An 11894-nucleotide genomic window follows, 5' to 3' on the forward strand; every position below is an offset into this window, starting at 1 on the left:
AGCCGTTCATCTGGACCAAGAGCGCTCGCGACATCTTGCAGAAGGTCATTCGCGCCAACCGCCGCTTAAGTTCCAAACAGAATGGAACACTACACTAGTACACTGCGTCAATTAAATGGCACCGGGCGAATTCGCCGAGATGGGTCGTTGTACTTCCACTTGATGGGTGCCGGATTCTCGTTGTGCTGACGGATATAGCGCATCAGCTTTCGGTCCAGGTCCTTCACGGAAGTAAAGATGCCGCGACTAATGACGTCACGCTGGATACGGGAGAACCAATTCTCCACCTGGTTCAGCCACGACGAATATGTGGGCGTGAAGTGCATGTGCACGTGCCGATGGACCCGCAGGAATTCCTGGACGCGCGACGTCTTGTGGCTGCTCACGTTGTCACAGATCACGTGGATTTCCTGACCATCGGGCTGATGGGCCACGATATCGGTCAGAAACGCCACGAACTGTTCGCTGGTGTGGCGCGCCGCAGTCTTGCCTAGCACTTCTCCGGTGGCCGTGTTCAACGCGGCAAACAGGCTCAAGGTGCCGTTGCGCTTGTACTCGAATCCATGGCTTTCGGCACGCCCGGGCGACAGTGGCAACATGCGGTCTTTGCGGTCCAATGCCTGGATCGCGGTCTTCTCATCCACGCAGAACACCACCGCATGCGCCGGCGGGTTCAGGTACAAGCCAATGACGTCGGCAGCCTTGGTCACGAAGTCCGGATCGTTGGAGATCATGTGCTGCGCCAGTCGATGGGGGCGCAGACCATGTTTGCGCCAGATACGTTGCACGGTCGAGACCGACACGTTGCCCAACTCTGCGGCCAGCTTGTAACTACTCCAATGCGTCGACCCGTCGGCTGGCTTGCGCTTGAGCGTGGTGTTCAACACACGCGCCTCAAGCTTCTCCGGCGCGCGCGCGGGGGCTCTGCCGGGATGGCGTGCGTACAGGCCCGCCAGCCGCTCGGCCAGAAACCGGCGCGACCAACGCGCGATAAAGCGCGAATCGCAACCGAGCCGCTGCATGATCGCGTCGCGCGATTCCCCGTCTTCGAGCATCAGGATCAACCTGGCCCGACGCACATCCGCCACACGCACCGTTTGGCTGCGCGTGGCTGTCAACAATTGCTCTCGTTCGAGCTCGTCCAAGTTCATTTTTCCCATGCATCTATCATAGATGCACGGGGTGCTATTTCAAAGACGCGACGGACTAGTGCGACCTCGCCGCCTCAAACTTTAATGGCTCTGGGAACGCGTCGACAAATGCCGCTGTCCAGTCTAAGGCGTCTTCCTGAACGCAGGGAAGCCTGATCGCACCCTGGAACACTAGGTGGAAACGACGCTAAGTGGGTCGCCATAAGCCAACGGGGAACCGACCAGCGGAGGTCCCTTGCCAGCCAATCACTGTCAGTCATCCCAATGCCGGCCGATGACTGGACCTGCCGAGGAAGCGACAATTGCGAAGCGTGCCTCGGATGACCGCGGAGCCAGATGTAAAGCGATCTCCACAGTCATTCGTACTGGTAGAGTTCATGATCATCCACATTGGCGCCGGTGGCATCGCGGCGATGCAGCCAGGCGGCGAACTCACTCGGTGGTGCTCGGGCTCCAGAAGGCCTGGCCGATGGCGTCGGAGGCGGCGAGCTGCGCCACGATGCGATCGAGCTGATCGCCATCGACAGACGTGGACATCAGCACCGCCTCGATCTCGACGTCATGCGCGCCAAAGGCGTGGACCACCAGATCGCGGGTTGGGTGGCTGCTTGCCTCCAGGGCGTCCTCCAGCAATCGCAGCGCTTCCTTCTGGCGTGGCCGCGGCGCAATGACGTACACCGTATTGGTGACTTCCACCGCGGGCGTATCGATGGGCTGCTGGTTGATGCGGTTGACCAACGGTCGCAGCAAGGTATTGGACGCCAGCACGAACAGGCAGCCGAGCGCGGCCTCCAGAATCAGGTCCGCGCCGGCGCTGGCGCCCACGGCGGCCGAGCCCCACAGGGTGGCGGCGGTATTGAGCCCGCGCACATTGCCTTCTTCCCGCATGATCACGCCAGCGCCAAGGAAGCCGATCCCCGAGACCACGTAGGCCACCACGCGTACGGCGCCGTCGTGCCCCGCCAGCCGGTTGGCCATGTCCACGAAGATGGCCGCGCCGACCGCCACCAGGACGTTGGTCCGCAGGCCGGCGGTACGCTGCCGGTACTGCCGCTCGTAGCCGATCACCGCACCGAGGACGAATGCCGTGGTCAGGCTGATGCCGGTATCGAGCAACGAATCGAGATTGATGTTCTGGATGGCTTCAAGGGTCATAGCTGATATGGGGCGGGACCAAAACGGCCCTTTTACCTGCCAAGAATGTCACGATTGTGTCACGCAGCCGTCATGAAGCCCAGCAGCGCGACCAAGTCGCCGATCCGACCGGAGGTACGGCTTACTGCCAGCCAAAACGGCGGATGTAGGCCCGCTTCATCGCCGTGGTCAGCAGCGCATAGCCCAGCACGATGCCGATCATCCAGGGGAAGTACGCGAGCGGCAAGGCCTGTAGCTTGAAGTACTCGGCCAGCGTCCCCATTGGCAGGTACACCCCAATGGCCATGATCAGGCCGGTCATCACGAGCAGTGGCCAGGCCGCGCGGCTCTCGATAAACGGTAGCTTGGGCGTGCGGATCATGTGCACGATCAGCGTTTGCGTCAGCAAGCCCACCACGAACCAGCCGGACTGGAACAAGGACTGCTTGCCCACGCTGTTAGCGCCAAACGCGAACCACATGACCAGATATGTCGTGATGTCGAAGATCGAGCTGATCGGGCCGAAGAACACCATGAAGCGCCCGATATCGCTCGGATTCCACTTGAGCGGTTTGGCCACCAGTTCGTCGTCGACGTTGTCGAAGGGGATCGCGATCTGCGAGATGTCGTACAGCAGGTTCTGCACCAGCAGTTGCAGCGGCAGCATCGGCAGGAACGGCAGGAAGGCGCTCGCCACCAGCACCGAGAAGACGTTGCCGAAGTTCGAGCTGGCCGTCATGCGGATGTACTTGAGCATATTGCAGAAGGTGCGCCGCCCTTCGATCACGCCCTCCTCCAGCACCATCAGGCTCTTCTCCAGCAGGATGATGTCGGCCGCTTCCTTGGCGATGTCCACCGCGCTGTCCACCGAGATGCCGATGTCGGCGGCGCGCAGCGCCGGCGCGTCGTTGATGCCGTCGCCCATGAAGCCGACGACATGGCCGTTGGCGCGCAGCGCATGAACCAGACGCTCCTTGTGCAGCGGCGACAGGCGGGCGAAGACGTTGTGCGTCTCTACCGCCCGCGCGAGCGCAGCGGCGTCCATCTTCTCGACCTCTGGCCCGAGCAGCACGCCCTCAATCGCCAGCCCGACCTCCCGGCAGATCTTGGCGGTCACGAGCTCGTTGTCGCCAGTCAGGACCTTGACCGTGACCCCGTGCGCCGCCAGCGCCTGCAAGGCAGGGGCGGTAGACTCCTTGGGCGGATCGAGAAAGGCGATATAGCCGACCAGGGTCAGCTCGCTCTCGTCGGCCACACCGTAGGCAGCCAGTCCCGGCGGCGTTTCCTTCATGGCCACCGCCACCACGCGCAGGCCCTCCTCATTGAGGTCGTGCGTCACCCGCCGCACCTGCGCCAGCAGCGCATCGTCTAGCGGGAGTACGCCGCCATCGACCTGCACGCTTGTGCACACGCTCAGGATTTCCTCGACGGCACCCTTGCAGATCAACTCGTTGTGGTCGTCCCGCTCGGACACCACCACCGACATGCGGCGGCGCTGGAAGTCGAACGGGATCTCGTCCACCTTGTGGTAGTCCCGCACGGGCATCAGCTCCTTCTGCAACTCGGCATGCTCCAGCACGGCCCGGTCCAGCAGGTTCTTGAGGCCGGTCTGGAAGTAGCTGTTCAAGTAAGCATGCTTGAGGACCTCGTCGGAGACATGGCCCAGCACATCGGTGTGGCGCTCCAGCACGATCTTGTCCTGTGTCAGCGTGCCAGTCTTGTCGGTGCAGAGCACATTCATGGCGCCGAAATTCTGGATGGCGTCCAGCCGCTTGACGATCACCTTGCGCCGCGACAGCAGCACCGCCCCCTTGGCGAGGGTGGAGGTGACAATCATCGGCAGCATTTCCGGGGTCAGGCCCACGGCCACGGACAAGGCAAAGAGAAACGCCTCCATCCAGTTGCCCTTGGTGAAGCCGTTGACGAGCAGTACGATCGGCACCATCACCAGGGCGAAGCGGATCAGCAGCCAGCTCACCTGATTCACGCCCGCCTGGAAAGCAGTCACCGCAGGGCCGGCGGCCGTCACCCGGGCTGCCAGGGTGCCGAAGTACGTCCGGTTGCCGGTTTCCAGTACCACCGCGGTGGCGGCGCCGGACACCACATTGGTACCCATGAAGGCGATATTGGTGAGGTCCAGCGGGCTCTCGGTATGGCCGCGCCGCTCGGCGAACTTCTCCACTGGCAGCGATTCCCCGGTCATGGCCGCCTGGCTAATGAACAGGTCCTTGGCGGAGAGGATGCGGCAATCGGCGGGAATCATATCGCCGGCCGAGAGCGCGACGATTTCGCCGGGCACCAGGTCGCGCAACGGCACTTCCATCTTGGCCGGCGGCCTGGAGTGCAACTGTACGTTGAAATACTGCGCGCTGGTTTCCGAAACCGCGGCCGCTAGGTCGCGCCGCACGACGGTGGCGGTGGTGCTGACCATGGCCTTCAAGGCTTCGGCGGCCTGGTTCGAGCGCCGTTCCTGCACGAAGCGAATGAGCGTTGATAGGACCACCATCGTGCCGATGACAAGGGTAGCTTTGATGTCTTCCGTGAGATAGGAGATCACGGCCAGCACTGTCAACAGCAGATTGAAGGGATTCCGGTAGGAATGCCACAGGTGCAGCCAGGCCGGCAGCGGCTTTTCGTGGTCGACCTCATTGGGACCGAAGCGCTTCAGGCGCTCCTCCACCTCGGCGCTGGTCAGACCGTCTTCGTGCGAGTGCAGCCGCACCAGCACGGCGGCCACGTCGTCCTTGGCCGCCCGTTTCAGGTCGTGCGTCAGGTGCTCCGGCATGGCCCGCGACGGGCCCGGCTCGCCCAGCGATTCGAACAGCGCCAGCCGACGGAAATGGTGGGCGACCCGGCGCGTGCGCAGGAAGCCCCCAAAAAAGGTTGTCAGAAATTGAAAGTTCATGACCGAATCTCCGAGATCGGATCAGGTGTCGCCGCTGCGGACGAACGTGCGGCAGCGAGGTAGTGCATCTATTGGGCGCCTTGACAGGCGGGGCAAGCTTCTCGTACCGCGGCTTAGAATTCCGCGTGAAAGCGCACGCCGTAGAATTTCACCGGTCCACGATCGCGGTTGTAGCCCGGGTTCTGGATGTATTGGAAATCTGGGCTGATCCACAGGTGTTTCACAGGCTGAAAGCTGTAAAACACTTCCAGGATGCGCTCCTGCCCGTAGTTCAGCGCGCCGTCGCCCAGGAAGGCACCGAGGCCGCCGGCGGCGAGATAGTCCCGGTGCGCGCTGCCCAGCATATTGACCGCCACACCGACGCCCAGTGCATCCTGGGGACGGCCCCAGCGCTGGCCGCTCAGGATGCCACCGAACGAAAAGCTGCGGCCGATCTCGGTGAAGGCATAGGTTTCGGTCTTGTCGTCCGCCCAGTCCGCGCGGACGAACAGGCCGAGATCCTCGCCGACCTTCTGCTCGAAGCTCAGGCCGACACCGACCTTGGCGTGCTCACGGCGCACGTCGGCGACAGCCGGCGTCGCCCCGTTGGCGTTACCAAACGCGATGGCATCACGGAAGGCGCCCATCTTCGCCTTGTTGCGCCAGAGTAGCAGCCGGGCCTTACCCTCCTGGCCAGCCAGCAGGTAGCGCCTTTCCAGCTCGATCATGTCGCCGTAATGCTCCATGAAGCGGGTGTCGAGCGCTAGGCCGTTCGATTCGATCGGCTGCAGGAAGCGGCCAATGCGCACCGCCCAATCGTCGTAGTAGTACTCCAGCGCGATCCCCCAGTTGTAACCACGGGCGTCGGCCGGGTAGTCAAATGAGCCGTGTGTCAAAAACGACCAGTTGAGGAACTGCGTACGCGGATCGTGCGCGTACTCGACTGCGTTGAAAATGTCGAGCACCGGCACGTTGCCTGCCGTCAGCACCACCCGCCGCTTGTCAACGGTGGTGGCGAACTGGTTGAATTCGGCCTCCACTGGCTCTTCGCCCCCGCCCAGGCCCCAGGTCTGGCGCAGGAAGGCACGGGCGCGGAACACGGTTGGGTTCGGGCCCGACACCTTGGCCAGTTCGCCGTTGGTGGCGCCGCCCAGGCCGTGCAGGCCGGAGAACGGCACGCCCTGGACCGCTTCGGGGTTGAAGTGGAATTCGGCGCCTTGCCACAGCCGGACCCCCAGGTCCAGCGTGGCCGTCCACGAATAGCTCTTGTCGCGCTGGGGGCCCAGGCTGTTGTCGCCCGAGTAGGCGGCACCAAACGCCGGCTTGCGCTGCCAGACGTAGGTGGTTTGGCCGTGGATCGCGAAGCGATCCGGTTCGTCCGCCAGGGCTTGGCCGGTATCGGCGGGTGGCGCGGTGACTGGAAGATCGCTGCTGGCTCCCTGCGCACGCGCCGGCTCAATGCCGAACGCGAGCAATAGAACAATCAGCGGCGCCAGCACGCGGCGCGACCCCCGGATGCCCTTCAGGACGGGCAGCATCGAAACGAAAAACGGAAAGCAGGAAACGAACGTCATGGGACCTCCCTCACGCGCTTCTATGGCGCGCGTAGGCACGGACGACCGGCGGTAAAGGGTCTAAGCGCGGACGAACGTCGCCCACCGCTACCCTCGCGGTGCAGGTCGCAAACAAAAAATCGGGAGATGGGCACGCGGAAAACCCGCATGGATGCCACTACCCGCCGTTATCGGCTAGGCAGTGGCGAGACGTCGCCTTGACTGACTAGCCGTTCAGAATTCGGCCTGGGGCCGACAAGAACAACTGTCCATGGGAAAAACCCGTAATGATGACGGGGCGAAGCATAGCAAGAGGGGCCATTGAGGCGCAAACGATTTTCGCGTGCAACAGGATTCGCGCGGAACGTTTTTGCCACACTCCGCTTTGGCATGCAAAGCCGCCTTGGAAGGTGCCAAGCGCCTGATGACCCGCGTGTGCAACAGACTCGGCCTGTCGGGCAACTCGATGGGCGCGGTCAGTTGGCCTTCCCTGCCTGCTGGCCAGCCTGCTGCGATTCCTGCTTTTGCTGCTCGGCCCGCTGCTTTCTCAACTCTCGCTTGCGGCCTTCATATCGCTCGGCAGGCTTGCCGCTTTGCGCCTTCGGCGCCTCAGGACCAGAGGCGGCGGCCATGTCCGCAGCAATGGCTCGCCAAGCCAGCGCCATAACTGCCGCGATAGCGAGGCGCCTGGACAGATTGTGCATTTCAAGGCTCTTCACGTAGGGCGCGGCAAGTCCCGTGGCGGACTCGCTGGGCGGCATCGGGATTTACGCCTGATTGGCCGCCGCTGAATTTGCTGCCGGCATACCCAGTGCATATGGCTCGCTTCGGTGGGCTTGATCCCGTGTTGGCTTGCTGTCGCGGTGGCGTCGGTGATACGTCGCACCCCTGGCGTATAGGGTCACAGTGTGGCGGCCTGGGGATACATCAATGGCTGAAGGTCGTAGTCGGAGCGGATTGCCAAATGGCGGGACCCGCTCGGCGAGGCTTTCGCGAACCCGGCATCGCCAGCGGTCGCCAGCAATAGTAGAAGCAGGGAATAGCGCAATTTCATGGCTCCTCCGCAGGAAGGAAGATGAGGGCCTACCACTCGGGATGATGGCAGCGCTTGAATGATTTCGCCACGTCAGCGATGGCGTGCCAGAGGGCAGCCAGCATAGCCACGGTCGGCGCCAATTCCGCATGAACATTAGCGGCTCCACGTCATGCCGCTATAGCGCGGCTGCCGTGCTGTTCTGCCACCTGCCGGAGGACGATAGCAACCTTCGCCAATCCGGTCCGCCGCCTCGGTGGCCCGAGGGCGCGCGTCCTCGTCGACCTGCAGATCCTGCAGATACACGCAGGTGATCGAGGCATTCCCCGGGTCGGAAACCGCGCTCGCCACTGGCATGCCCCAGCAGTAGGCAACATTCCTGTGCCAGCACTTCGATACCACCGGGGTAGTTTCGCACGCAGTAGTAGATGTCGTAGGCGTCCTTCTGCTTGTAGCGGCCCGCCAGTGCGTGCCCTTTCATGGCAAGAAGAGCGGGAATTGAGCACACCGCGATCTCCACCCGGTTGGTTCCGCCGTCGGGCATCGGCCCTGCCACAGCGACAAGCTGGTAGAACCGCATCGCCAAGTCGGCTCCGTCCGCCCGCTGCACAGCGAAGTCGCCGATCAAGGGGGGATTGTTTTTGACGATCTCCGCGTCGCGCGGCATCAAGAAATCGACCACGACGTCGATCGCTTCCCCACCATCTCGCGTCGTGACCTCGCGAACCAACTGGAAGCGCCGAAGCCCTTCGCGCTGGGCGTATCCATGGCCTTGAAGCGCGCCGATCAAGGTCGCGTACTCGCCATCGCCGAGTGCTTCCGCATCCAGTCCTACGTCCACGTCGAGCGTGCCGACGTGCGGCATGTCCTCGTTGGCCAGCAGCAGCCAAGGAACTGCGCCGCCAATGATGGCGAACTTGCCCTTGAAGCTGCCAAGGATCTGGCCGATCTCAATCAGCACCGACTTCACAGCTGCAGTCGTCCGGTCGTCGTACTCGGCGGCCGACTGTGGTTCCTGGGGTGTCATTTGTAAGCGCCCGGCGAACCCGTCTTGACAGAGTTATGCAGAGAGAACGGAAGCGGTCCAGCGATGTGGCAGGAGCTCCGCGATGTCGGCGGTCTTCTGGGTCGGCAGTCGTGTGAGCACGTCTTTCAGGTAGGCGTAGGGATCATGCCCATTGAGCTTCGCCGACTGGATCAGACTCATGACTGCGGCCGCGCGCTGGCCAGCGCGCAGCGAACCCGCGAACAGCCAGTTCGATCTTCCAAGAGCGATAGGCCGTATTTGCCCTTCGATATGGTTGTTATCGATGGGCACGGCTGGATCCTCAACGTAGCGCACGAGTGCCGCCCAGCGTTTGAGGCTGTAGTCGATAGCTCGCGCGATGGCCGATCCGTCCGGCACCCGCCGCCTTTGTTCATCAAGCCAGAGATGCAGCGCATCCAGGATTGGTCTGGCCCGCTGCTGTCGCGCTTCCAGGCGTAGTGCTGGCTCTGCGTCCCGCACTTCTCGCTCGATCTCGTAGAGCCCGGCAATGAAGCGTAGCGCCTGGCCAGCCAACTCGCTCTTGTGCTTGTCGTGCAGCTCAAAGTACTTACGACGCGCGTGGGCCATGCACCCAATCTCGACGATGCCGCCGCCGAAGCTGGCCTTGTAGCCAGAGAAGTCGTCGCATACCAGCTTGCCCTGCCAGTCCTGCAAGAATGCGCGGGCATGTTCGCCGCTGCGGCTAGGGGCAAACTGATAGATCACTGCACGCAACGATGAGAGCTGGCTCGGTGCGTAGGCCCACAGGTAGGCGCGATGCGTCTTGCCGTCGCCTGGCGAGAGCATCTGCACTGGTGTCTCGTCGGCGTGCAGTACGCTCTGGGTCAATACCTCCGCCTGCAGGGCATCCACCAGCGGTTGCAGTCGCACACCGCAGATACCGACCCACGCACCCAGCGTCGATTGCGGGATCGCCAGGCCGGCCCGCGCGTAGATGCGTTCTTGCCGATACAGAGGAAGATGGTCGCCGAACTTGGACACCAGCGTATGCGCCAGCAGCCCGGCGGTGGGGATGCCCTTGTCGATGACGTGGGGAGGAACCGGTGCCTGAGTGAGAGTCTCACATTGACCGCATACCCACTTGCCCCGGATATGACGTTCGACCGTGAATACGCCAGGGGTGTAGTCCAGCTTCTCACTGACGTCTTCGCCAATGCGCTTGAGCGCGCAGCCGCACGTGCAGGTCTCGGACTCTGGCTCGTGATGGATCTCGGTGCGAGGAAATTGGGGAGGAAGCGCCTGGCGTTTCGGCTTGTCCCTGGGCTCCGACTTGGACGGCGGCATCAGCGCTTCCAACTCGGCTTCGATTGCCTCAAGGTCTGCATCGAGGGCTTCCTCCAGCAAGCTTGCCTGGGCCGATGTCAGTTGCTCGCTGCGTTTGCCGAACTTCCAACGCTTGTGGATGGCTAGCTCGTGAGTGAGCTGATCGATCTTGGTTTGCCGGTAGCGCAGCTCTTGCGCGTGGCGCGCAATGACGGCGTCCTGCTCCTGGATCTGCGCCCGCAGCGTCGCAGCCAACTCGCGCAGTTGCTGTGGGCTCAGGTCGTCCAGGTTCTCGGCGGGATTCATGTTCCGAATCTTGCCAGTTCCCTGTCACTCCAACCATTGGCACAGCCCCCAATGGACGCTCGGCCCCTGTGCCAAGCCACGACTAAAGCACGGTGATCGCCTCATCGCGGCCCAAGCGTTGCCAAGGCAGGCCCAGCACCAGCGCATCCAGTTGCTCTCGACACAGCGGCGTCGCGATGGCTGTCATACCGTCGGTCCAGACGAAGCGCCCCTTATTGAGCCGCCGCGCCGCCAACCAGATGCCAATGCCGTCGTACACCAGCACCTTGATACGCGTGGCACGCTTGTTCGTGAAGAGATAAGCATGATGCGGCCGGGCGGCTCCAAATGCCTTCACCACCCGAGCCAAGACCGTATCTGTTCCCGCTCGCATGTCCAGCGGCTCGGTGGCTAGCCAGATTGCCTCGACGCGGATCAACGCAACCACCCCTGAAGCCATTCGCCACACTCCGCTGCGGCCGATCCCGGCCAACGAATGTTGATCGTCGCTGTTCCGCGTCGCACTTCGATCTGTATATCCGGTATCGCCGGCGTCGGCGTGGGATCGCCGATCTGCAGCGGGATGAACTCGGTTTGGGGTACGGTCATCAATGCGCGGGCTTCGCCCGCGCTAACCAACGCTTGGTGTTCAGCGACCCAGCGCCGAAGCAGATTCGCATTCACGCGATGGTGTAGCGCTACTGCCGCAATCGAAACACCCCGATGCATGCAGTCCTGGACGGCTTTGGCCTTGAACTCGGCGCTGTGCCGACGTCGGCGTCGCGCCGGTGCGCTCTCTTCGATAGTGTTCACGTGTCCACCAAGAATTTAGATGGACACGATGCTCCTTGCTCGCTTGCTTCCCTTCAAGATGGGTTCACCGGGCGCTTACTGTCATTTGGGCCATGAGAGCCTTTCTTGGCGCAGGTGCTCGGCGGCCTCAGCGCCGCGTTCGCCCGCAATGGATAGATCAAGGTAGGTCTGGACGGGACTCGTGCAAATCGCGCCCGGTGCAGGTTCAAGTGTGTCAGCGAGCAGGCCCAAGTCCTTCGGGACGGTGACGACCACGTTCTCGCCTTTGGAGACAGTCGAGAGCCTTAGTGCGGCTTGGAGCTTGCGCAGACCATCTTCGTCAGCGAAGAAGTAGTGGGTGCCGGTTCGCCCATAAGAAGGCCTAACAAAATGACTTCCTGAGGTGTCGCCAACAGATGATGCAACAGGCGATCTTCAGGAATGCTTCATGGATGGTGGCGAGGCGTTCGAAACGGACGCGCAATCGCTTGAAATTGTGTAGCCAGGCAATCGTTCGTTCGACAACCCAGCGGGTTTTGCCAAGACCGCTGCCGTGCGGTTCGCCACGACGGGCGATCTCGGTGGCAATGCCCGCGGCATGAAGCGGTCTGCGGTATTTGTCGTGGTCATATCCGCGATCACCCTGAACGATCAGTGGCTTGGATAGCGGTCGGCCACGCTTGCCGCGCAGAGGTGGAATCGCCTCGATCAGCGGTAGCAGTTGGGTGACGTCGTGGCGATTGGCGCCGGT

11 protein-coding genes and 1 pseudogene are annotated in these 11894 nt (G+C 62.6%); all 12 read right to left on the reverse strand.

Annotation, left to right across the window (positions count from 1 at the left end; all coding sequences use genetic code 11):
- Window positions 1-107: 107 nt before the first annotated feature.
- Entirely contained in the window at window positions 108-1160 is a 1053-nt protein-coding gene (locus RM96_RS27570; protein WP_039014916.1) for an IS630 family transposase, read from the reverse strand.
- 423 nt (window positions 1161-1583) lie between these two features.
- The gene (locus RM96_RS27575; RefSeq protein WP_039014917.1) at window positions 1584-2306 is read right to left on the reverse strand and encodes an MgtC/SapB family protein; all 723 of its coding nucleotides are present in this window, start codon (window positions 2304-2306) and stop codon (window positions 1584-1586) included.
- A gap of 121 nt (window positions 2307-2427) precedes the next feature.
- Window positions 2428-5190, reverse strand: coding sequence for a magnesium-translocating P-type ATPase (gene mgtA / locus RM96_RS27580; protein WP_052279776.1), 2763 nt, complete (start codon window positions 5188-5190; stop codon window positions 2428-2430).
- Between the two features lie 113 nt (window positions 5191-5303).
- Window positions 5304-6743, reverse strand: a complete 1440-nt coding sequence (locus tag RM96_RS27585) for a carbohydrate porin (RefSeq protein ID WP_039014918.1) — start codon at window positions 6741-6743, stop codon at window positions 5304-5306.
- Window positions 6744-7198: 455 nt separating this feature from the next.
- On the reverse strand, window positions 7199-7483 hold the full coding sequence (locus RM96_RS27590; protein ID WP_039014919.1) for a hypothetical protein: 285 nt from the start codon (window positions 7481-7483) through the stop codon (window positions 7199-7201).
- Between the two features lie 140 nt (window positions 7484-7623).
- A complete protein-coding gene (locus RM96_RS39500) occupies window positions 7624-7776 on the reverse strand; it encodes a hypothetical protein (protein WP_193752530.1) in 153 nt (50 codons plus the stop codon).
- A gap of 157 nt (window positions 7777-7933) precedes the next feature.
- Complete coding sequence (locus RM96_RS27595; protein ID WP_238587437.1) at window positions 7934-8782, reverse strand: hypothetical protein; 849 nt, start codon at window positions 8780-8782, stop codon at window positions 7934-7936.
- Between the two features lie 33 nt (window positions 8783-8815).
- On the reverse strand, window positions 8816-10372 hold the full coding sequence (gene tnpC / locus RM96_RS27600; protein ID WP_039014920.1) for an IS66 family transposase: 1557 nt from the start codon (window positions 10370-10372) through the stop codon (window positions 8816-8818).
- Between the two features lie 82 nt (window positions 10373-10454).
- Window positions 10455-10811 carry an IS66 family insertion sequence element accessory protein TnpB gene (gene tnpB, locus RM96_RS27605; protein WP_152624220.1) on the reverse strand — a complete coding sequence of 119 codons (357 nt, stop codon included), beginning with the start codon at window positions 10809-10811 and terminating at the stop codon, window positions 10455-10457.
- A complete protein-coding gene (gene tnpA, locus RM96_RS37730; protein WP_238587438.1) occupies window positions 10787-11164 on the reverse strand; it encodes an IS66-like element accessory protein TnpA in 378 nt (125 codons plus the stop codon). The genes tnpB and tnpA overlap by 25 nt, the downstream gene beginning before the upstream one ends.
- Window positions 11165-11245: 81 nt before the next feature.
- Window positions 11246-11518: pseudogene (locus tag RM96_RS40275) on the reverse strand (hypothetical protein); the annotation flags it as partial.
- A gap of 7 nt (window positions 11519-11525) precedes the next feature.
- The coding region (locus RM96_RS27610) for an IS5 family transposase (RefSeq protein ID WP_052279777.1) at window positions 11526-11894 on the reverse strand (369 nt) is incomplete at its 5' end.

It is taken from the genome of Cupriavidus sp. IDO (assembly GCF_000812465.1).
GTDB lineage: Bacteria > Pseudomonadota > Gammaproteobacteria > Burkholderiales > Burkholderiaceae > Cupriavidus.